Source organism: Azospirillum isscasi (assembly GCF_030849505.1).
Taxonomy (GTDB): domain Bacteria; phylum Pseudomonadota; class Alphaproteobacteria; order Azospirillales; family Azospirillaceae; genus Azospirillum; species Azospirillum isscasi.
In genome coordinates this window covers 1-19,886 of sequence record NZ_JAUJFI010000028.1, presented here as the reverse complement: position 1 = coordinate 19,886, position 19,886 = coordinate 1, and the positions used below count along the sequence as shown (strand labels likewise).

Sequence of the window (19,886 nt, the reverse complement as noted above, 5' to 3'; positions counted from 1 at the left end):
CATTTAAAGCATTGAGTTGCTAAAATTTTGTTATCGACCCACCTTCCGGACGTGATCCTGCCGTCATGACCGCCGGACCGGAAGCAACGTCCTTCGGGCATCCCGGTTTTGTTATCGGATCATCTCCCGTTCCTGTTTCCCGAACCCGCCAGGGCGCCATGACTATCGCCAACCACCTGAAGCCGGCCAATCGCCTGACGCCGACGGACTCCATCGTCATCCTGACCGGGGCCGGCATTTCCAAGGAATCCGGCCTGGACACCTTCCGCTGCGCCGACGGCATCTGGGCCAAGGTCGATCTGGAGGACGTCGCCACGCCGGAGGGCTTCGCCCGCGACCCGGCGCTGGTCCACCGCTTCTACAACGACCGGCGGCGCGGCCTGCTCGACCCCGCGGTGCAGCCGAACGCCGCCCACGCCGCGCTGGCGGCGCTGGAACGGCGCTGGAAGGGCGAGTTTCTGCTGGTCACCCAGAACATCGACGACCTGCACGAGCGCGCCGGATCGCAGGCGCTGATCCACATGCACGGGGAGCTGACGGCGGTCTTCTGCGGCCACTGCGGCCACAAGGTGGAGCGCTGGACCGGCGACCTGTCGGTGGAGGACGTCTGCCCGTCCTGCATCCGCAAGGGCGGCATGCGCCCGGACGTGGTGTGGTTCGGGGAGATGCCCTACCAGATGGAGCGGATCCACCGGGCGCTGGGCGCCTGCGACCTGTTCCTGTCCATCGGCACCTCCGGCAACGTCTATCCCGCCGCCGGCTTCGTGGCGGAAGCGCGCAACGCCGGCGCCCTGACGGTGGAGCTGAACCTGGAACCCTCCGCCGGCGCCAGCCTGTTCGCGGGAAGCGTCAACGGCCCGGCGACCGAGGTCGTCCCGGCCTTCGTGGACGAGTTGCTGAGCCTTTGAGCGACGATCCGGACGATCTGAAGACACTGTTCGAGCAAGCCCGCGCCTGCCGGCTGTGCGCGGCGGCCCTGCCGCACGGCTGCCGCCCGGTGCTGCGCGGCAGCCCGTCCGCCCGCCTGCTGATCGTCGGGCAGGCGCCGGGCGCGCGGGTGCACGCCACCGGCATTCCCTGGAACGACCCGTCCGGCGACCGGCTGCGCCAGTGGCTGGCCATGGACCGCGCGGCCTTCTACGACGAGAGCCGGATCGCCATCGTGCCCATGGGGCTCTGCTACCCCGGCACCGCGCCGAAGGGCGGCGATTACCCGCCGCGCCCGGAATGCGCCCCGCTCTGGCACCCGCCGCTGCGCGCCGCCCTGACCGGGGTGCGGCTGACCCTGCTGGTCGGCAGCTACGCGCAGGCCTATTACCTGGGCGACCGCCGCCGCCGGACGATGACCGACACGGTGGCGGCGTGGCGGGACTGTCTGCCGGAGTTCCTGCCCCTGCCCCACCCGAGCTGGCGCAACACCGCCTGGCTGAAGAAGAACCCCTGGTTCGAGGCGGAGCTGGTGCCCGCGCTGCGCCGCCGCGTGGCGGAGGCCCTGGACGGGTGACTCACCCCTCCATGGATTCGATGCGCTCCATGTCCTCGTCCGACAGGCCGAAATGGTGGCCGATCTCGTGTATCAGGACGTGGCGGACGATGGCGAACAGATCCTCGCCCGTCTCGCACCAGTAATCCAGGATCGGGCGGCGGTAGAGGAAGATCATGTCCGGCCCGCTGCGCAGGTCCGCGACGCTCTGCCGCGTCATGTCGACGCCCCGGTAGAGGCCCAGCAGGTCGAAGGGGCTTTCCAGCTCCATCTCGCGCTCGGTCTCCTCGTCGGGGAAGTCCTCGACCTGGATCGCCAGATTGCCGATGGGGGCCAGAAGCTCCCGCGGGATGGTCTCCAGCGCGTCCTCGGCCATCCGCTCAAGGTCGGGCGTGGAAGGGGGAACACTGTGGGTGTGTGCCGGTTTGCGCATCATACGGGGGAAGGTAGCGCCGCTTGCCGCCCAGGCCAAGCGGCGGTAAACCGGGAGGCAGGATTGATCACACACGATCCGATCCGCCAAACCATCGAGAGGGGAAAGCCATGTCGGACAAGCTGGTGGGCGCCAAGCGGCAGACCGCGCTGAAGGAGCTGCACGGCTGGGCGGAGGTGCTGGAGCGCGACGCGATCCGCAAGACCTACCATTTCCCCGACTTCCCCACCGCCTGGGGCTTCATGAGCCAGGTCGCCCTGCTGGCGGAGCGGGTGGACCACCATCCGGAATGGTTCAACGACATGGGCCGGGTGGAGATCATCCTGTGCACCCGCAACGCGGACGGCCTGACCCAGGCCGACGTCGATTTCGCCCACCGTGTGGACCAGATCGCCCCGCGCCACGACCGCTGAGGGCGTGGAAGCCGAAATTCCCTCTCCCGCCCCGGGAGAGGGGTTGGAACCCTGGCCCTCAGGCCGGTTCCAGAACCACCTTCACGTCCGCCGGGCGCCCGAAGAAGGGGGCGGTGGTGACCAGCAGCGGGCAACCGGCGGCGGCGTAGGCCGCCGCGTTGTCCTCCGTCACGCCGCCCGCCGCCGCGATCACCGGCGGGCGCGGCAGGCCGCGCGTCGCCTCGACCACCGCGCGGGCCTCCTCCGGCGTGCGCTTCTCCAGTTGCAGCACGTCGGCCCCGGCGCGGGCGAAGGCGATGGCGTCCGCCACCGTATCGACCTCCACAACGATCTTCTTTTCCGGCGCCCGGCGGCGCAGGTCGGCGATCCACGCCTCCGGCGGACCGGACAGGAAGGCGCGGTGTTCGGCGAAGACCAGGATGGTTTCCGACAGGCCCAGCCGGTGCATCACCGCCCCGCCGGCCAGCACCGCCTTGACCGACAGCTCCTTGGCGCCGGGAAAGTTCTTGCGGGTGCAGGCGACGGTCACGCCGGGGGCGGCCTCGACGATGCGGCGGGCGCGGGTGGCGATGCCGGAGGCGTATTCGACCAGCGTCTGCGCCACCTTCCAGCCGCGGTGCAGCGCGCCCGCCGGACCGTGGCCTTCCAGGAAGGGCGCTCCGGCCTCCACCGCCGTGCCGCTGGGCCGGACGGAGGTCACCGTCCCGCCGGCCTTTTCGATCAGGCGGGCGGCTTCCTCCGTCCCGGCCAGCACCATGGCGCCGCGCGCCTTGAAGAGGATGCGCGCCGGGGCGGCGGCGATGCCCAGAGTGTCGGTGGTCAGGTCGCCGTAGGGAACGTCCTGGGCGAGAAGCGCGTCGAGCGCGGCATCGGACAGGACGATCATCGGCGGTTCCCTTCGTCGTGCTGTCAAAGCCACCCGCGGCGGCGGAAGTACCAGAGCGGCACCACGGCGGACAGCACCATCAGCACGATGGCCATGGGATAGCCGAAGTCCCAGTCCAGCTCGGGCATGTTGTGGAAGTTCATGCCGTAGGCGGACGCGATCAGCGTCGGCGGCATCAGCGCCACCGAGACGACCGAGAAGATCTTGATGATCGCGTTCTGCTCGATGTTGATCAGGCCCAGCGTGGCGTCGAGCAGGAAATTCGCCTCGTGCGCCAGGAAGCCGGCATGCTCGTTCAGGGACCGCAGGTCGCGCGTCAGGGTCTTCAGCGCGGCCTTCTGCTCCTTGGTCAGCCGCCCGGCGGCGACGGAGGACAGGAAGGCGACCAGCCGGTCCAGCCCGGCGAGGCTGTCGCGCACCTTGTGCGTCAGGTCGCCGGCCCGCCCGATGCCGCGCAGCACGTCCTGCAGCTCGTCCGGCTTCTTGGCGGCCCGCCCGAAGCCCTTGGCGTCCAGCGAGTCGGTGAAGATGCGCGACGACAGCCCGTCGATGCGGGCGCCGATCAGCTCCAGCACGTCGGCCACCCGGTCGATCACCGCGTCCAGGATGCCCAGCAGCGCGTCCTCCGCGCTGGCCAGCAGCTCCGGCTGGCGGCCGGTGCGCGCGGCGAAGGTGGCGACGGAGCGCGGTTCGGTGAAGCGCACCGTGATCATGTGCCGGGGGGTCAGGACGAAGGTGATCTCGCCCTGCTCCGGGTTGGGCGTATCGGCCCGCGCGATCACGGAGGAGGTGAGGTAGACGGCTTCCCCCTCCGTGTAGAGCTGGCTCGACGCCTCGATTTCCTTCATTTCCTCGCGCGTCGGCAGGTCGCAGCCGGTGACGGCGCCGACATGGGCGCGCTCCGCCTCGTCGGGGCGGAGAAGGTCGATCCACACCGTGTTGGGCGGAAGCGGGTCGCCGAGGGCGAGCGGTTGCTCGACCACGCGACCGCCCACCCGGGCGTGGACCGTGATCATGCAAGGGCCTCGGCCGGGACCGGCGCTCCGGCGGCGCGGCAGGCGGCGGCCAGGGTGTTCAGCATCAGGCAGGCGATGGTCATCGGCCCGACGCCGCCCGGCACCGGGGTGATGGCGCCGGCGACCTTGACGGCCTCGTCGTAGGCCACGTCGCCGACCAGCTTGGTCTTGCCCGGCTCGGCCGGGTGCGGGATGCGGTTGATGCCGACGTCGATGACCACGGCGCCCGGCTTGATCCAGTCGCCGCGCACCATCTCCGGACGGCCCACCGCGGCGACCAGGATGTCGGCCCGCCGGCATTCGCCGGGCAGATCCTGGGTGCGGGAATGGGCGACGGTGACCGTGCAATCCTGCTGGAGCAGCAACTGCGCCATCGGCTTGCCGACGATGTTGGAGCGGCCCAGCACCAGCGCCCGCTTGCCCTTCAGATCGGCGCCCAGCGTGTCGCGGATCAGCAGCAGGCTGCCCAGCGGCGTGCAGGGCACGATGGCGCCGGGGCTGCCGGTCGCCAGCAGGCCGGCGTTGACGACGTGGAAGCCGTCCGCGTCCTTTTCCGGGACGATGCGGGCCAGCACCTTCTGGGTGTCGATGTGCCTGGGCAGGGGAAGCTGGACCAGGATGCCGTGCACCGCCGGGTCGGCGTTCAGCCGGTCGATCAGGGCCAGCAGCTCCGCCTCGCCGAGGTCGGCGGGCTCGTGGTGGTCGAAGCTGTTCATGCCGAGGTCGGCCAGCGCCTTTTCCTTGGACCGGACATAGACCTGGCTCGCCGGGTCCTCGCCCACCAGCACGACGGCGAGGCCGGGGGTGACCCCATGGCTGGCCTTGAGGGCGGCCACGCCCTCCGCCACGCGGGCGCGCAGCCCCGCGGCGAACGCCTTGCCGTCGATGATCTTCGCCTCAGCCATCGCTGTTCCCCGTATCACAGCTTGCAGGTTTCACCAGCGCCGTCAGCCGGCGCATCAGGTCGGCCGGATCGCCGGCCACATGGACAATCTTGTTCCGGTCGGTGGCGCCGGCCACCACCGTCAGGCTGGTCTTCGGCAGTTTCCACGCCTTGGCCAGCAGCTTCACCACCGCCTCGTTCGCCTTGCCGTTCTCCGGCACGGCGGTCACCGTCACCTTCAGGGCCGTTCCTCCGGACGCGGTGGCGGCCAGCCCGGCGATGGCGTTGCGCGACGCCTTGGGCGTCACCCGCAGGGCCAGCCGAACGCCGTCCGCGACGGCTTCGAAAGGCCCGGCCATCAGAATCGCGGCCAGTACTCGGCCAGCAGGTTGCGGACGAAGAAGATCAGCAGGATCAGCACGATCGGCGACAGGTCCAGACCGCTCATGTTCGGCAGGACGCGGCGGATCGGGCGCAGCGCCGGCTCGGTGATGCGGTAGAGGAAGTCGCCGATGACATAGACCGCGCGGTTGCGGGTGTTGACGACGTTGAAGGCCACCAGCCAGCTCAGCACCGCCGAAGCGATGAGCAGCCAGACATAGAGGCTGAGAACGGTGTCGATCAGCAGGTACAGCGCAATCATGCCCGGCCCGTCCCTTTATTGTCCGATTTTGCGGGGCACCCTAAGCACAAGCGGCGAGTGCTGTCCAGTGCCGCGCGGCGGGCTGCCGCCATCCCCTTCCGCGATCCGCCGATGCCCGCAAACGGGCGCGTTCAGAGGGCTTGACAGGTTCCCTCCGCATCACCATTATCCGCCGCACGCCGGTGACGGTGTGTGGGGCCGTAGCTCAGCTGGGAGAGCGACGCGTTCGCAATGCGTAGGTCGGGAGTTCGATCCTCCTCGGCTCCACCATTACTCATGTTCCCATTGATTTTGCTGGGAAATCCGCCCCGACCGGGGTGTCGGACCCGGTGTGTGACACCGCCCTGTCGCACACGGCGTCGGCCGAATCGCCTTCCTCCCCTCCAAAATCCGCCGTTTCCGCCCGCCCTGGGTGTCGCACATTCCTGTCGCCCAAGCGGCGTCCCACGGGGCTGTGGCTGCGGGGAGCCGTGTGGCAGTTCCGAACCCGCGTCCCGGCCAACCTCCAGGCGGTGCTGGGCCGGACCCACATCAACCGCTCCCTCCGGACCAGCCGCTACCCCGACGCCATCCGGGCGGCCCGCCGGATCGCCTTCGAGATCGAACAGGAATTCGACGCGGTTCGCGGGGGCACCGGAAGCGATCCGACCCACGCCGCGTGCGACAGGGCCTGTCCGCCGCCCTCCGTCCCCTCGGTGGCGGCCGACGCCGTCCTGCCCGATCCCACCGGCCCGGCCATCCACATCGACCTGGATCTGCTGGCCAGCCGCATCGCCGAAAAACTCCAGGCTGCCCAACCGGTCGCCGCGGAGACGGCTGTCCCCGCCGCCGAGCCCGCCAAGGCGAAGACCATCCAGCAGGTTTACGACGCCTACATGGCCGATCCCGGCGTCATCCGGTCCGGCAAAACCGTCCTGGCTTACGAGACGGTGTTCGGCCTGCTGATTGAGATCATTGGCCAGGACACGCCGGTGTCCGACATCGGACGGGAGACCTGCCGCGAGGTCATGGACACCCTCCGGTCGCTACCCCCCAACTCGACCAAGCGGTATCCGAACCTGACCGCCCGTGAGATTGTCCAGAAGACCCGCAACGCCGGCAAGGCATCTGGCCTCAGCCCCGCGACCGTGAACGGCTACATGACGAAGCTGTCCGCTCTTCTGACCTGGGCGGTGAACGAAGGCTTCATCGACCGGAATCCCGCAAAAGGGCTTGGCGTCGTGGACACCACCAACCGCAAGGACAAGCGGCAGCCGTTCACCCCGAAACAGCTTCAAGCCATCTTCACCGCCCCGCTCTACACCGGCTGTCAGGACGACGACTACGGCTACGCCAAGCCCGGAGAGGCCCGTCCCCGGCGGGGACGCTTCTGGGTACCGCTGATCGGCTTGTTTTCGGGCATGCGGCTCAACGAGATCTGCCAGATGAACACGGAGGATATCCGGGTGATCGACGGCACCCTGTGCTTCGTGGTCACGGCCGAGGCGATCAAGGGGACCGACGATAAGCGACTCAAGACCGGCAGCAGCGAGCGGGTCATCCCGGTCCATCCGACGCTGCTCGCGGCGGGATTCGAGGAATACGTCAGCGAGCAGCGGCGGAAGAGGAACGCCAAACTGTTCCCCGAACTACTTCCGGCAAAAACCGGATATTACTCCGACGTATTCTCGAAGTGGTTCCGCCGCTTTCTTCAAAAGGCGGGGGCATCGGCGGGCCGGACTTGCTTCCACAGCTTCCGCCACAATTTCCGCGACGCTCTCCGGGAAGCTCGGGTTGACCGTGAACTTGCCCTGGCTCTTGGCGGTTGGGCCGGCGACAACGGCGACATGGGCTCCGAAAGTGCAGAGTTCTACGGCCGGGGGTTCCGGGCATCCACATTGCTGACGGCAATCTCCAAAGTCCAATACCCTGAACTGGACCTTGGTCACTTGATGATCGCTTCCTCCCCGGCATAGGCCCGGCTGCTATTCGAAGAAATCCTCGTCCACACGCTTGATGTGCAGGGTCTCTTCGATCCGGCAGCCGACCTCGTGCCGGATCATCAGCTTGGCCAGTTGGATGCCGTCGATCAGCACGATGCGGGTGCCGAGCCGGTCGGCCGTCTCCCTGGCTGAGGCGGTGAAGGCGGAGGTGGTGACGAATAGCCCCTTGGTCGCCTTGAACAGGTTCAGGCTGCCGAAGAAATCACGGATCGCCCCGGCTCCGACGCTGTTCCCGTCGGCGTACCGCTTGGCCTGGACATAGACGCGATCCAGCCCAAGCGGGTCCTGGTCGATGATACCGTCCACTCCATCGTCGCCGGACTTACCGACCAGAGCCTTGTCGAGTTCCGTCACCGACCCGCCGTAACCCATGGTGATCAGCAGGCGAACGACGGTCTTCTCGAAAAAGGCTGGCGTCCCGGACCGCACCCGCTGGAGAATCTCCTCCGCCAACGACGCTTCAATCCGCAAATGGGCCTGCCGCATCACCTCATCGGGGGTCAGCGGACTCTCGGCAACCGAAAGCACGACCTCGGCCGCCTCGGCTGTCCCAGCCTCGCCGTCGCGGAAACCTTTGAAGCTCGGGAATTGCTCCAGGAATCGGATGGTGATCTTCTCCGGCGGCGACTTCAGCACGTTCCGGCCCTCCGGGGTGATGCGGAAGTGAGCCCGCCGAGTCATTTCGACCAACCCGGCCTTGTTGAGGTAGCTCTTCGCCCAGTGGACCCGGTTGGCGATGGTTGTCTGCCGACCTGACGGCAGAATTCGGGCTCGCTCCTCGTCGGTCAAGGCAAACGCATCGGCAAGCTGGTCCACCACATCGCCGATGCGGACTTCGCCACCCGCGGCGGCGGTCTTCAGGACGGGGAGCATCAGGGTCTGGAAATCGGGAATGGCCATCAGGTCGGCTCCACGCGTCGCAACGTCAGGAAATGTTCGTTCTGGTCCAGCCACGCCTTCCTGGCCTCCCAGTCCGGCAGGATGGTTCCGACCAATCCCCAGAAGGACCGGTCGTGGGTGCGGTGCCGCAGGTGGCAGAGTTCATGGACCACCGCGTATTCCAGCACCGTCCGGGGGGAGAAAACCAACTGCCAGTTCAGGTTCACGACACGGTCGATCCCGCAGCTTCCCCAGACGTGCTTCTGGTCCTTGACCCGGACATCCTTCGGCTTCAGCCCATTCGGCTCGCCGTGCCGGCGGACGAGGTCGGCGACATCCTGGCGGAGCCGTTTCCTCAGCCACAGCCGCAACGCCGATTCGATCAGGTCGTCGTGGGAGGCGGGAGCCACCGACCGGGGGCAGCCGACCAGGAAGCCGTTGCGGTAGGCCACACTCACCAGCGTGTCGTCGCACGGCTCCACCCGCAGTCGCATGAGCCGGCCGCGATAGGGGATCTTGGCCCCGCTGATGAACCGCCGGACGGCGTTGGAACGGGCCATCCGCTCGGCCATGTGGCGGGTCTGCTCGTAGAGCCACGCCCGGCGGCGGTGGAGCACCCCGGCAATCTCGTCCTCGGTGGCGGCGGTGGGCACGACCACCTCGACGCTGTCCGGCGTGACGGTGATGCGTGCCCGCGTCGCCGCGTCAGAGCGATGCAGGACATAGGGAATCTCGACACTGCCGACCGTCAGCATGGGCATGGGATCAGACCTTGGCGAACTGCTTGAGGGCGAATTCCTCGACCTGTTCGGAGACCTCCTTGAGGTTCCCCAGGCCGAACTCGTGGGCCAAGCCGCGGACCTGCTGCCGCAGCGATCTCCGCAGCCCCTCCTTTTCCTGCCACAGTCGCGGGGCGGTCGCATCATCCTCGTAGAGGGCGGCGATCCGCTCCGCCAGCCCGTCCGCCCCGTCACCGGCGTCGAAGGCCAGAAGGACCTGGAGGACGCCATAGGCCCCCTGCGACATCCCGGCGTCCTCATGGGCGGTCGCCTCGGCTTCCAGGTCCTTGGCGAGGTCTTCCGCCATCTTCAGCGTGTCGGCCCAGGAAAGCTGGGCACCCTCCAGCTTCTCCAGCAACTCCCGCAGCCGGTCGGAGAATTTCCCGTACTGGTGGGCGTTCTGGCCCAGCCTCTCATAGACCACCTTGCGGAGTTCGGCGGTTTTGCGGATCGCCGCCGTCTTGAGCTCGTCCTCCGTCTTGCCCTCGGTCTCGAAATCCTCCCAGAATTCCGGGTCCGTGATGTGCCGAAGCTTCACCGTCACGCTCAGCCCGGTGGCGTCGAGGTGGCGTTCCAGCATGTCGCGGATCTTGCGGCTGTAGGACCGCTGGTCGAACGCCTCCCGCTTCTCGATGGCCTGGGTGGCGTACCGGAGGAAGGCATCGACCCATTTCAGATCGGCGGTGAACTCCAGCACGCAGGGGTCCGGACTGACGGCCGCGTACAAGGCAATGAATTCGCGGGCCTTGTTGCGGAATTCGATCCACTGGGTCTCGTCGGGTTTCAGGCGGGCGACAAGCTGGTCGAACTCGGCCTTCAAGCCCTCCTTGTCGATCCGCCCGCCGGCCCGCTTCACCCCTTTCATCATGTGGAGCACCGCGGCGTGGGCGGCCCGAAGCTGGTTGCGGAGGTCGTCGAGGTCCCGCATGGCGTTGCGGACATCGTCGGCCCGGTAGGAGGCCAGAGCCTTGTCCAGATGGGCGGACACGCCGATGTAATCGACGATCAGACCGTTCCGTTTCGCCGCATCGGCGACCCGGTTGGTGCGGGCGATGGCCTGGAGCAACCCATGCTCCTTCAGCGGCTTGTCGAGATACATGACGGATTCCACGGGAGCGTCGAACCCGGTCAGCAGCTTGTCGCAGACGATGAGGAAGTCCGGCCGGACACCCTTCTTGCCGAACGCCTTCTTCACGTCGATCTCGGCCTTGTCGCTCAGGTAATGGGCCACAAGACCCTCGCGGATCGACTGGGTGTACGCGTCCTCGCTGATGTGCTGGTCCGTCTGGGCGGAGGAGTAGACGCAGGCCGACATGCCCGCCGCCATCGCCTGGGCGTCCTTGATTGGCATGCCCTCAGAGGCCAGATCCTCGGCGATGACCGCATCCAAGGCCCGCTTGTAGAGGATGACCGCCTCGCGGTCGAAGGTGACGATCTGGGCCTTGAAGCCGTCGGGGCGGGCGTATTCCTTGAAATGGGTCCAGATGTCATAGGCGATCAGGGCGATCCGCTTCGGGTGCTTGACCAGATCGGCGACGGTCACGCCCCGCTTCTTCAGTTCCGTCAGCTTGTCGTCCGGCAGGTCGGCGAACCACTGGTCGAACAGGATGTCGATCTTGGCCTCGTCGACATGCCAGTCGGTCTTGCGGCCGGTGTAATAGATCGGCACCGTCGCCCCGTCGGCCACGGCGTCATCGATGCCGTACTTGTCGAGATAGCCCTCGCCGACCACGCCGAAGTTGGAGTAGGTGTCCTTGTCGTCCTTCTTGATCGGCGTGCCGGTGAAGCCGAAGAAGCGGGCGTCGGGCAGCGTCTTCCGCAGGAAGGCCCCGAGATCTTTTTCCTGGGTGCGGTGTGCCTCGTCCACCATGACGATCCAGGTGGCGGAGTTCGCGACCGCCTCTTCCGACCCCTGGAACTTGAAGATGGTCGAGAGGGCCATCAACCCGTCCGTCTTGCCATCCATCAGGGTCCGCAGATCACGGATGCTGCCGATGTCGGTCGGGTTCGGCAGGCCGCAGGCGGTGAAGGTGGTGGTGATCTGGGTGTGCAGATCCACCCGGTCGGTCAGCACCAGGATGTTGGGGTTGGTCAGTTCAGGGGAGTCCACCGTCCGGTGGGTCTTCAGCTTCAGGGCGGCGAAGGCCATGGTCAGCGACTTGCCCGACCCCTGGGTGTGCCAGACCAGCCCCCGGCGATGCCGGTTCTCCACCACCCGCTCGACGATCTTGTTGACCGCCCGGAACTGCTGATAGCGGCACATCTTCTTGACGATGCCCTCCTCCGTCTTCTCGAAGACCACGAAATGGGCGATCAGGTCGAGCAGGCGGGACGGCTCCAGCAGGCACCACAGCCCCTTGGACAACTCGTCGGTGAAGTCGGACTCCTGCCGGGGCCACGGGTCCCGCCACGCCGCGAAGAACTTCGACGGGCTGCCGGTGGAGCCGTAGAGGCAGTTGGTGCCGTCGGTGACGATGTTGAAGACGTTGGACAGAAACAGCCGGGGGATGTCCCGCTCATATTGCCGGATCTGGTCGAACGCCTCGCCGGTCTTGTCCTTGTGATTGATCGGGCTTTTGCACTCGATCACGACCACCGGGATGCCGTTCAGGTGAACCACCACATCGGGAATCCGGGTCCGTTCGGCCTTGACGCGGAACTGGTGGGTGACGGTCAGCCGGTTGTTGGCCGGGTTGGCGAAATCGACCACCCGCAGGGTCCGCCGCGTCGCCTCCCCCTGCACTGACCGGCTGAAGTCGCCGCGGAGCTTTTTGAGCCACGCTTCGTTGTCGGTGACCGACACGAGGTCGGTATAGGCGGCCTGGGCGTCGACCAGGGAGACGCCGTTGATCCTCTGGATGGCCTCGACGAGGTGGGGATGGAACAGCACCTGATTCTCGCCGTCCCGCAGACCGGCATGCTCCTCCGGCGGAACGAAGCGGTAGCCCATGGCCTCAAGGCAGGCGATGGTGGGTTGCTCGGCGAGGTGCCATTCCATGCCTTGGGCCACGGTGCTGCTCCCTGTGGTCGTGCGTTATAAAGCGGAGGATAAGGCGTCGGCGGAGACCCGCTTCCGGCCGGTCAGGAGGTCGGACATGAGGGCGGATTTGGTCTGTTCCAGTTGAGCCAAGGTGTCCGAAGCCGACCGCTCCGCGAGGGAGTATGCGGCGACCTGCTGGACAATCCTTTCCTGCTCTTCCTTCCCCGGCAACAGAACCGGGAAATCCTTGACCTGCGTGGAGTTGATCGAAGCAAGATTCGTGGTCCGCTTCGCACAACCCAAGAAGTAGTTTTTCCCATGGGCCGATGCGGTCAAAGCCGCCAGGAACTCCGACACGAGAAGGTTCGGATTGGGGCGAACTGCAAAGACATGGTTCTGGTGCAGGCACACAGGCACTTGTCCTTTCCAAATATCGCCTCGGCCAAGCTTGTCGAAGTCCCCGCCTTCAGTCATCAGTACATCTCCGGAGCGGAGGCTGTACCGCTCGACCTGTGCTGCCGAGATCGTAATGGTCTTCAACTCCGTGAGGTCGATGTAACCGTCTTGGACATTTGCAACTCTCAGATAGGGGAGTTCTACCGGGTCCTGAATGTCCTTTTTGCCTTTGGCAACTCCGGTCTGAACCTGGGCAACGGTCCTGAGCGGCACGATTTTCCAGTCCTCGGGAATCGAGCCAAACTCGGTCTGCTTGAAGCGGGTATGTCCGATTCCCTTGGTCAACAGACAGTTCAGAACGGCTTGCTTGACCATGCGGGTTTGCTCGATGACCGCCTGCGTCGCAGTTATGGCCTCGTCCACGCTGCACAAAACTTTGGAAATGAGGCGTTGCTCAGCAAGAGGAGGAGCCTGAATTTCTATGTCATCAAAGACCGCATTCGGAACTCGCTGACGGCCTGTTGTACCCGCCATTCGAGCAATCGCGGGCCTTCGGATCAGAGTGCTTCTGGCAAGATGATACAAATACCTGCTGTCACTTAGTCCTTGACGTGGCCCGAAGACGATGAATTCAGTCGATCCCTTTGCAGAGACTGATTTTGGCAGGCAGTCAACGTAAGCGATTTTACCATTTTCGGTACAAGGAGTGATCCGGGCGAAGAGTGTGTCGCCGTTGCGGAAGCATGAACCACCGCTTCCCGCCTCTCTCTCTTGAAGGTATTGAATCTGTGAGCCGTGAGTGGGCACCGCCGCCATTTCCACGAACGGCACCCGTTGTCCCTTCTTCAACGGCCGTTTGGGATTGATCTCCGCAAACTCCGAAAATGGCAAGGATCGCCACCCCTCCGGCCCCCTCATCGCCCGCTCCCCTTCCGGGTCTTCGACATCTCGTCCTGGATTGCCTTCAGTTCCTCCAGGTCCGCGGCATCGGCGGCGATGGCGTCCTGCTGCTTCCGCTGCCTGTCGAACTCATCGTAACGGTCGTGGGCGATGCGTTTCATGGCGTCATGGCTGATGCGGCCGTTGCCGTTGAGGAGCGGCCGTTCGTTGAAGGTGATGAAGCGGTCCACATAGGCCCGCCAGTCGTCCAGGGTCAGGTGCTGCCGCTGGCTCACCCGGTCCTCGGCATAGTCGAGGAACATGGTGACGATGCGGTTCAGTTCGGTGATCTCCCCGGCGGCGAGGTAGTTCTTCGCCACGATCACGTCGGCCTTGCGGACGCGGGCACCGGTCCAGCTTTGCAGGTTCATGTTGGGCTTGCCGGGATCGGACCGGTCCACCACCAGTTCGGCGGCGGTGTGGCCGGTGACGGCGTGCAGCAGCTTGTTCTGAACCTCGGCGAAGAACAGGGCCGCCGCCCCATGGTCGTCACGGTAGTCCTGCGACAGGGCGAACAGGTCGCGGATCTTCTGGTAGAACCGCTTCTCCGACGCCCGGATGTCGCGGATGCGTTCAAGCAGTTCGTCGAAATAGTCCCAGCCGCCGGGATTCTTCAGGCGTTCGTCGTTCATGACGAAGCCCTTGACGAGATACTCGGCCAGCGTCGCCGTCGCCCATTGCCGGAACTGGACGCCCCGCGGCGAACGGACGCGGTAGCCGACGGCCAGGATCATGTCCAGGCGGTACAGCTTGATGCTCCGGGAAACCTGCCGCCGCCCCTCGGTTTGAACTGTCAAATTATCTTTGACAGTTGCCTCCGCTGCCACCTCGCCCTCGGCGAGGATGTTGCGGATGTGGTGGCTGATGGCCTGCTTCGAGGTCTGGTAAAGCTCCGCAATCTCGATCTGATTCATCCAGACGGTGCCGTCCAGCTTGGTCAGCCGGAACTGGGCGGACCCATCGTCGGTCCGATAAAGAATGACTTCGCCTTCCGACATGATGTCCTCACTCCCCATCCGGCAGGTAGCCGAGTTCCCGCAGGAACCCCATCATCCGGGTCTCGGCGGCGTCCCGCTGCTCCCGCAACTCCAGGAGCTTCTGGACCTCCTCAGCCACATCCAGGTCCTCCTCCTCCTCGGTCAGGTGGACGTAGCGGCTGATGTTGAGGTTGTGGTCGTTGCTGGCGATCTCCGCCATCGGCACCACGCGGGCGAGGCGATCCACATCGGCATAGTCGTGATACGCCTGGGCGAGCGTGGCGACGTTGGCGTCGGACAGGTGGTTCTGGGCCTTGCCTTCGATGAACTGCTCGGCCCCGTTGACGAACAGCACCTTGCCCTTGCGGTTCTTCGGCTTGGACTTGCGGACGATCAGGATGCAGGCGGGAATCCCGGCCCCGTAGAACAGGTTGGGGGCGAGGGAGATCACCGCCTCGATCAGGTCGTCCTTCAACAGGCCCTCGCGGATGCGGCCCTCGGACCCGCCACGGAACAGGATGCCGTGGGGCAGCACCACCCCCAGCATGCCGTCCTGCCGCAGGCTGGCGACCATATGCTGCACGAAGGCGAGGTCGCCGTAGGATTTGGGCGGGCAGCCGTAGCGGTCGCGGCCGAACCGGTCGCCCTTGCTCCAGACCTCATGGCCCCAGTCCTTCAGGGAGAAGGGCGGGTTCGCCAGCACGCGGTGGAAGGTGCGGATCGCCTTGGTGCCGTCGCCGGTCAGATGCTTCGGGTCCAGCAGCGTGTCGCCACGGGCGATGTCGAAGTCCTGGATGTCGTGCAGGAACAAGTTCATCTGGGCGATGGCCCAGGTGTTCAGGTTCCGCTCCTGCCCGAACAGCGACAGGCTGCGGGCGTTCCTGCCCTGCCGTTCCAGGTGATGGACGGCCTCCAGCAGCATGCCGCCGGACCCGCAGGTGGGATCGTAGATTGACATGCCCCCTTCGGGTCGCAGGCACTCCACCAGCAGCCGCACCACCATCTTGGGGGTGTAAAATTCGCCGCCCTTTTTGCCGGAATCGTCGGCGAACCGCTCGATCAGATATTCGTAGGCTTGCCCCAGAACGTCCGGCTCCACGTCGGCGTTGCGGAGGCGATGCCTCTCGAAATGCTGGAGCAGCTTCTCAAGCGACGCATCGGGAAACCGTTCCTTGTTGTTGAAGTCCACATCCTGAAAAACGCCTCGCAGGCGGTGATTGGCGTCTTCGACAGCGTGGAACGCGGCGTTCAATTGTTCGCCGATGTTGGTGGTGTGCTTTCGCACGTCTTTCCAGAACCGCCCCTCGGGGATGTGGAAGCGGTGCTCATCCGGATCGGCGGCCAGAGCGGTGTCGCCGTATTTGGCCAGCCGCTCCTCGTACTCCTCCTCCCAAACGTCGCAGAGCCGCTTGTAGAATAGCAACCCGAAGATGTAGTGTTTGAAGTCAGCCGCATCGATGGCCCCACGGAGGATATCGGCGGCCCGCCACAGATGGGATTCAAGCTGGTCCAGGGTCAGAACGGCCATCACAAACCCAGCGTCTCTTCAAAAGTGTGCAAGTCGGCGGCACTCTATCAGACCGGGTGCGGCAGGCAACGGCGATGACCGGGAACGGGGCTGCGGTGGGATGGCCGGCTCAGTCCTCGTCAAAATCATCGTCGGGGTCCGGGTACTGAGGCGGGGCCTTACCGACCGACGCGACCACCCTCGGGTAGCGTTTGCGTGGCTCCCGCTCGCCGAGGGCCAGGACCTCGACCCGGAAACGCCACTCGTCCCCGTAGTCGAACAGGAACGTCATCGCCTTCCCAACCTTCGGGAACGCCTGAACCACCGTCGTCTTCTTGACGCTGAGGGAGTCGCCGCCCTCGCCCATGTCGGCGAAGAGTTCGTACCGGGGCTTGGCGTCGTAGATGTTGCCGGTGAGCTTGGGGAAGAACCCGAAGGCGTGGTCCAGGTCGAAAGCGTAGGCCCGGACGATGGCCTCGGCGAGGTCGTAGAGGGAGCGGTCGCTCAGGATCTCGATGTCCCGGTAGAGCTTGGGCCGAAGGGCGGCCCGGACGATGTGGGTGGCGGCTTCGGCCATGATGCTGTCCTTCTGTCGGTGCGGCGGCCCGCCGCGTCACGCCTGCGGCAGGCTTTCCCGGATGTCGGGGACGCCGGCCAGGAAGATGGCGTCGGGCTGGTGGTTGACGTAGGCGAGGAAGATGTACTCGTTCCAGTGGTTGGCGGTCGGGCCGAACTTCAGCAGAGTTTCGGCGTCCACGGCTTTCCGTCCGCCGGCCGCGGTCATTCGGGCGACCTCGCGGCCGATGTAGTCCAGGAACCGCTGCTCCGTCCCGTCCAGCACCGCGTAGGGCGTCGTGACCACCACATGGTGGCCGATGTCCGGGATCGGAGGGGGCAGCAGGCGGGCGTACCAGAGTTGGCCGGTTTCCCCGAGATACCCCGTCGCCGAATGGCACCGCAGGACCTGCTGGGTCACGATGTCCTTCAGCAGCACCAGCGGGCCGCCCAGGCCCCCGTCCAGGCCCATGTGGACGTAGAATCCCATGCGGGACTCCTGCATCGGCCGGACGATGTCGGCGATCCAGGCCGGCATGCCGGTGGTCTCCGCCACCCGTAGGATGCAGGTCCCCATGGTCTCCCGGCTGGACCCGAACTGGAGGTCGAAAAAGGCCCACAGGTTGAAGTGGCTCGCCGTCAGGGGGCTGATCGGCGGGCCTTCCGGCACATACTCGTCCTCGGCCTTCGCCACCGCCTTGGCGTACCCCTTCGCCTCGGGCATGGCGGAGATCGCCTCGGCGAACATCGACACCAGCGTCAGCCCCTGGGCGTAAAAGGCGAAGGCCGGATCGTAGCCCTGCTCGACAAGGTCCTTGAAGCGGCTGCCGTCGAGACTGGCCTCAACGGCACGCTCCCGGCTCGCCCGAAACGCGGACAGGTCGATGACATTCGAGCGGATCTGGGTCGCCACCTTCCGGGCGATCTTGTCGGCGACGCTTCCCATGGGGGCTCCTGCTGTCGGTTTGGCCCACGCCTCAGTGCGTGTGGACGTGGTGGGCATCGGGGAAGTGGGCGTGCCGGTGTCGTAGTCGGCCGTGACGATGCTTGTGGGTGTGCGGTTCGGTCACCGGGCCGTCGTGACCGTGCTGGTGATGCTCGTCGTGGACGTGTGGGTGATCGTGTTCGATCTCGTCGTGGACATGCTCATGGTCGTGGTCCTCGGTCAGGTGCAGCCAGACGCCGATCCCCATCAGGACCGCCGCGGCGATCAACCCGGCCGTCAGCGGTTCTCCGAAAATCAACAGGGAGGTGATGCCTCCGACAAAGGGGGCCGTGGAGAAATACGCTCCGGTCCTGGCGGTGCCGATGTGCCGCAGGGCGATCACGAACAACACGAGGCTGACGCCGTAGCCCAGCAGCCCGACCAGCATCGCCGCCGCCGTGGTCGGCACGGCGGGCAGCCCGTCGCCAACGGCCAAGGCGATGCCGACGTTGACGCTGCCGGCAACCAGCCCCTTGATCATGGCGATGTCCACGGGATCTGCCAGCGAGACCTTGCGGGTCAGGTTGTTGTCCACCGCCCACATCAGGCAAGCCGCGGCGACCGCGGCCGGTCCCCAACCATCGACGATGTCCACCGCTCCGCCCCAGGACAGCACCACGGCTCCCGCCACGATGGCGACCATTCCGGCGACGAGCCGCCGGTCGAAGCCTTCCTGGAAGACGAACCACGCCAGCAAAGCGGTAAACACCCCTTCCAGATTGAGCAGGAGCGAGGCGGTCGATGCCGATGTCGCCGTCAGGCCGAACATCAGCAGCACCGGTCCGGCGACACCACCGGCAAAGACGGCGGCCAGCAACCAGAACCACTCGATGCCGTGGATGCTCCGCTCGTTCCGCTCCTGCGAGGCTGACAGCCCACGGGCCAGCCGAACCAACCCCAGGCCGATCCCGGAGCCGAGATACAGCAGGCCCGCCAGCATCCAGGGCGACAGGTCGTGGACCAGGAGCTTCGCCAGCGGCGTGCTGATGCCGAAGAGCACCGCGGCCAGAATGGCCATCGTCGAACCTGCTTGTGCCATAGGAGCTTCGCCCGTCCGGTAGCTGGAAACGTCCACCCGACCGAACCTGATGGAGATGCCCAACGCTGTCCAGCCCATCGGTTGCCTACAAAATCCGGATTTGAAGGCAACCGGAGTGGAGCGGGTGTGGAGGAACTCGGGCTGGCCATAAAGACCATGTCGGCCGACATGGAGCGGCGATTCGAAGAAGAAGCGGAAGGGGCGTGGCTACTGGTACTTCAGGGTTATGAGGGCGGCCACCGCTACAGCCGCTACGCCGGCCCCGCCAACGCTCCGGAAATCGCTGCCCGCGTTGAGCGGTTCCGCGACCTCAAGGCGGACTTCACCGGGCGACGGCGGATGGTGTCGGCACTCAAGGCCGCCGGGCTGCTGCCGCCGGACGCCTTCATCCAATGCGTCCCTTTTCTTCGGAACACCTGCGGATATTCAGGTATGCGGGCCTTCATCACGGCCACAGTGTGACATCGTTCAGGCAGGTCGAATGGAAGCCGCCTCTTTGGCAACCTGTTGGGCAGCCTGGAGTTTTTCGGCGATGCGGCTGGCCAGCAGATCCAGGTCGATGTGGATGGCCGGGCCGGTGGGATTGGGCAGGACGGCCTTGGCCGCCACCGAGGGGACGGGAGGCGGTCGGCAGGCCCTGTCGCACGCGGCGTGGGCCGGGTCGTCCCCGGTGCCCCCGCGGGCCGCCTCGAATTCCTGCTCGATCTCGAAGGCCACCCTGCGGGCCGCCCGGATGGCGTCGGGGTATCTGCTGGTCCTGAGGGAGCGATTGATGTGCGTCCGGCCCAGCACCGCCTGGAGGTCGGCCGGGACGCGGGTTCGGAACTGCCACACGGCTCCCCGCAGCCACAGCCCCGTGGGACGCCGCTTGGGCGACAGGAATGTGCGACACCCTGGGCGGGCTGAAACGGCGGATTTTGGCGAGGATGGAGGCGATTCGGCCGACGCCGTGTGCGACAGGGCGGTGTCACACACCGGGTTCAACGCCCCGTTCGGGGCGGATTTCCCAGCCAAATCAATGGGAACATGAGTAATGGTGGAGCCGAGGAGGGACACGTTGTAGCTCCGTCTGGTCGGGACGGCGATATTGTCCGTCACTGGCTTCGGGCGG

The 19,886-nt window shown here is 66.0% G+C and carries 21 protein-coding genes and 1 tRNA gene; 6 read left to right on the top strand and 16 right to left on the bottom strand.

Annotated features, from left to right (window positions below; translation table 11 throughout):
* The first annotated feature begins 158 nt into the window (after positions 1-158).
* Entirely contained in the window at positions 159-908 is a 750-nt protein-coding gene (cobB, locus tag QSG27_RS08370; protein ID WP_306705060.1) for a Sir2 family NAD+-dependent deacetylase, read from the top strand.
* On the top strand, positions 905-1,504 hold the full coding sequence (locus QSG27_RS08365) for a uracil-DNA glycosylase family protein (protein WP_306705058.1): 600 nt from the start codon (positions 905-907) through the stop codon (positions 1,502-1,504). Before cobB ends, QSG27_RS08365 begins: the two co-directional genes overlap by 4 nt.
* Before the next feature lies 1 nt (position 1,505).
* Here the strand turns inward: QSG27_RS08365 and QSG27_RS08360 are convergent, their stop codons facing one another.
* On the bottom strand, positions 1,506-1,859 hold the full coding sequence (locus QSG27_RS08360; protein ID WP_306705056.1) for a metallopeptidase family protein: 354 nt from the start codon (positions 1,857-1,859) through the stop codon (positions 1,506-1,508).
* 167 nt (positions 1,860-2,026) lie between these two features.
* Here QSG27_RS08360 and QSG27_RS08355 point away from each other — a divergent pair, with 167 nt between their 5' ends.
* A complete protein-coding gene (locus QSG27_RS08355; protein ID WP_306705054.1) occupies positions 2,027-2,329 on the top strand; it encodes a 4a-hydroxytetrahydrobiopterin dehydratase in 303 nt (100 codons plus the stop codon).
* A 58-nt stretch (positions 2,330-2,387) separates the two neighbouring features.
* On the opposite strand, the gene modD is transcribed toward QSG27_RS08355, so the two are convergent.
* The 5 genes from modD to QSG27_RS08330 are packed head-to-tail and all read right to left on the bottom strand — an operon-like array spanning position 2,388 to position 5,757.
* Positions 2,388-3,215: a ModD protein gene (gene modD, locus QSG27_RS08350; protein ID WP_306705052.1), complete on the bottom strand. Its 828-nt coding sequence runs from the start codon at positions 3,213-3,215 to the stop codon at positions 2,388-2,390.
* Positions 3,216-3,238: 23 nt separating this feature from the next.
* The gene (locus tag QSG27_RS08345; RefSeq protein WP_306705050.1) at positions 3,239-4,231 is read right to left on the bottom strand and encodes a magnesium transporter CorA family protein; all 993 of its coding nucleotides are present in this window, start codon (positions 4,229-4,231) and stop codon (positions 3,239-3,241) included.
* Positions 4,228-5,136 (bottom strand): bifunctional methylenetetrahydrofolate dehydrogenase/methenyltetrahydrofolate cyclohydrolase FolD, encoded by a 909-nt coding sequence (gene folD / locus QSG27_RS08340; RefSeq protein WP_306705048.1) that lies wholly within the window; start codon positions 5,134-5,136, stop codon positions 4,228-4,230. The genes QSG27_RS08345 and folD overlap by 4 nt, the downstream gene beginning before the upstream one ends.
* Positions 5,129-5,473: a DUF167 family protein gene (locus QSG27_RS08335; RefSeq protein WP_306705046.1), complete on the bottom strand. Its 345-nt coding sequence runs from the start codon at positions 5,471-5,473 to the stop codon at positions 5,129-5,131. Before QSG27_RS08335 ends, folD begins: the two co-directional genes overlap by 8 nt.
* Positions 5,473-5,757 (bottom strand): YggT family protein, encoded by a 285-nt coding sequence (locus QSG27_RS08330; RefSeq protein ID WP_306705044.1) that lies wholly within the window; start codon positions 5,755-5,757, stop codon positions 5,473-5,475. Before QSG27_RS08330 ends, QSG27_RS08335 begins: the two co-directional genes overlap by 1 nt.
* Before the next feature lie 194 nt (positions 5,758-5,951).
* Between QSG27_RS08330 and QSG27_RS08325 the strand changes: the two genes are divergently transcribed.
* Both QSG27_RS08325 and QSG27_RS08320 read left to right on the top strand, forming a co-directional pair.
* A tRNA-Ala gene (locus QSG27_RS08325) sits at positions 5,952-6,027 on the top strand.
* A gap of 47 nt (positions 6,028-6,074) precedes the next feature.
* Entirely contained in the window at positions 6,075-7,712 is a 1,638-nt protein-coding gene (locus tag QSG27_RS08320) for a site-specific integrase (RefSeq protein ID WP_306705042.1), read from the top strand.
* Positions 7,713-7,721: 9 nt separating this feature from the next.
* On the opposite strand, the gene QSG27_RS08315 is transcribed toward QSG27_RS08320, so the two are convergent.
* The 9 genes from QSG27_RS08315 to QSG27_RS08275 all read right to left on the bottom strand — a co-directional run bounded on the left by QSG27_RS08315 (position 7,722) and on the right by QSG27_RS08275 (position 18,754).
* Entirely contained in the window at positions 7,722-8,639 is a 918-nt protein-coding gene (locus tag QSG27_RS08315; protein WP_306705040.1) for a restriction endonuclease, read from the bottom strand.
* Positions 8,639-9,379 (bottom strand): M48 family metallopeptidase, encoded by a 741-nt coding sequence (locus QSG27_RS08310; RefSeq protein WP_306705038.1) that lies wholly within the window; start codon positions 9,377-9,379, stop codon positions 8,639-8,641. Before QSG27_RS08310 ends, QSG27_RS08315 begins: the two co-directional genes overlap by 1 nt.
* 4 nt (positions 9,380-9,383) lie before the next feature.
* Positions 9,384-12,407 carry a type I restriction endonuclease subunit R gene (locus tag QSG27_RS08305; RefSeq protein ID WP_306705036.1) on the bottom strand — a complete coding sequence of 1,008 codons (3,024 nt, stop codon included), beginning with the start codon at positions 12,405-12,407 and terminating at the stop codon, positions 9,384-9,386.
* Positions 12,408-12,431: 24 nt separating this feature from the next.
* On the bottom strand, positions 12,432-13,691 hold the full coding sequence (locus QSG27_RS08300) for a restriction endonuclease subunit S (protein ID WP_306705034.1): 1,260 nt from the start codon (positions 13,689-13,691) through the stop codon (positions 12,432-12,434).
* A complete protein-coding gene (locus tag QSG27_RS08295; RefSeq protein WP_306705032.1) occupies positions 13,688-14,710 on the bottom strand; it encodes a virulence RhuM family protein in 1,023 nt (340 codons plus the stop codon). The genes QSG27_RS08300 and QSG27_RS08295 overlap by 4 nt, the downstream gene beginning before the upstream one ends.
* 7 nt (positions 14,711-14,717) lie before the next feature.
* A complete protein-coding gene (locus tag QSG27_RS08290) occupies positions 14,718-16,217 on the bottom strand; it encodes a type I restriction-modification system subunit M (RefSeq protein WP_306705030.1) in 1,500 nt (499 codons plus the stop codon).
* 109 nt (positions 16,218-16,326) lie between these two features.
* Positions 16,327-16,773 (bottom strand): IS1096 element passenger TnpR family protein, encoded by a 447-nt coding sequence (locus tag QSG27_RS08285; RefSeq protein WP_306705028.1) that lies wholly within the window; start codon positions 16,771-16,773, stop codon positions 16,327-16,329.
* A gap of 36 nt (positions 16,774-16,809) precedes the next feature.
* On the bottom strand, positions 16,810-17,697 hold the full coding sequence (locus QSG27_RS08280; protein ID WP_306705027.1) for a hypothetical protein: 888 nt from the start codon (positions 17,695-17,697) through the stop codon (positions 16,810-16,812).
* Positions 17,698-17,728: 31 nt separating this feature from the next.
* Positions 17,729-18,754, bottom strand: coding sequence for an EamA family transporter (locus QSG27_RS08275; RefSeq protein WP_456062064.1), 1,026 nt, complete (start codon positions 18,752-18,754; stop codon positions 17,729-17,731).
* A 147-nt stretch (positions 18,755-18,901) separates the two neighbouring features.
* Here QSG27_RS08275 and QSG27_RS08270 point away from each other — a divergent pair, with 147 nt between their 5' ends.
* Positions 18,902-19,237: a hypothetical protein gene (locus QSG27_RS08270; protein WP_306705023.1), complete on the top strand. Its 336-nt coding sequence runs from the start codon at positions 18,902-18,904 to the stop codon at positions 19,235-19,237.
* 6 nt (positions 19,238-19,243) lie between these two features.
* Here the strand turns inward: QSG27_RS08270 and QSG27_RS08265 are convergent.
* The coding region (locus QSG27_RS08265; RefSeq protein ID WP_306705021.1) for a DUF6538 domain-containing protein at positions 19,244-19,886 on the bottom strand (643 nt) is incomplete at its 5' end.

What these genes read in the sequence shown, in the direction of transcription:
- cobB (WP_306705060.1), top strand. Translation starts at nt 159, where the DNA reads ATGACTATCGCCAACCACCTGAAGCCGGCCAATCGCCTGACGCCGACG.
- QSG27_RS08360 (WP_306705056.1), bottom strand. Translation starts at nt 1,859, where the DNA reads ATGGCCGAGGACGCGCTGGAGACCATCCCGCGGGAGCTTCTGGCCCCC.
- QSG27_RS08355 (WP_306705054.1), top strand. Translation starts at nt 2,027, where the DNA reads ATGTCGGACAAGCTGGTGGGCGCCAAGCGGCAGACCGCGCTGAAGGAG.
- modD (WP_306705052.1), bottom strand. Translation starts at nt 3,215, where the DNA reads ATGATCGTCCTGTCCGATGCCGCGCTCGACGCGCTTCTCGCCCAGGAC.
- QSG27_RS08345 (WP_306705050.1), bottom strand. Translation starts at nt 4,231, where the DNA reads ATGATCACGGTCCACGCCCGGGTGGGCGGTCGCGTGGTCGAGCAACCG.
- folD (WP_306705048.1), bottom strand. Translation starts at nt 5,136, where the DNA reads ATGGCTGAGGCGAAGATCATCGACGGCAAGGCGTTCGCCGCGGGGCTG.
- QSG27_RS08335 (WP_306705046.1), bottom strand. Translation starts at nt 5,473, where the DNA reads ATGGCCGGGCCTTTCGAAGCCGTCGCGGACGGCGTTCGGCTGGCCCTG.
- QSG27_RS08330 (WP_306705044.1), bottom strand. Translation starts at nt 5,757, where the DNA reads ATGATTGCGCTGTACCTGCTGATCGACACCGTTCTCAGCCTCTATGTC.
- QSG27_RS08315 (WP_306705040.1), bottom strand. Translation starts at nt 8,639, where the DNA reads ATGGCCATTCCCGATTTCCAGACCCTGATGCTCCCCGTCCTGAAGACC.
- QSG27_RS08310 (WP_306705038.1), bottom strand. Translation starts at nt 9,379, where the DNA reads ATGCCCATGCTGACGGTCGGCAGTGTCGAGATTCCCTATGTCCTGCAT.
- QSG27_RS08300 (WP_306705034.1), bottom strand. Translation starts at nt 13,691, where the DNA reads ATGAGGGGGCCGGAGGGGTGGCGATCCTTGCCATTTTCGGAGTTTGCG.
- QSG27_RS08295 (WP_306705032.1), bottom strand. Translation starts at nt 14,710, where the DNA reads ATGTCGGAAGGCGAAGTCATTCTTTATCGGACCGACGATGGGTCCGCC.
- QSG27_RS08290 (WP_306705030.1), bottom strand. Translation starts at nt 16,217, where the DNA reads ATGGCCGTTCTGACCCTGGACCAGCTTGAATCCCATCTGTGGCGGGCC.
- QSG27_RS08285 (WP_306705028.1), bottom strand. Translation starts at nt 16,773, where the DNA reads ATGGCCGAAGCCGCCACCCACATCGTCCGGGCCGCCCTTCGGCCCAAG.
- QSG27_RS08280 (WP_306705027.1), bottom strand. Translation starts at nt 17,697, where the DNA reads ATGGGAAGCGTCGCCGACAAGATCGCCCGGAAGGTGGCGACCCAGATC.
- QSG27_RS08275 (WP_456062064.1), bottom strand. Translation starts at nt 18,754, where the DNA reads ATGGCCATTCTGGCCGCGGTGCTCTTCGGCATCAGCACGCCGCTGGCG.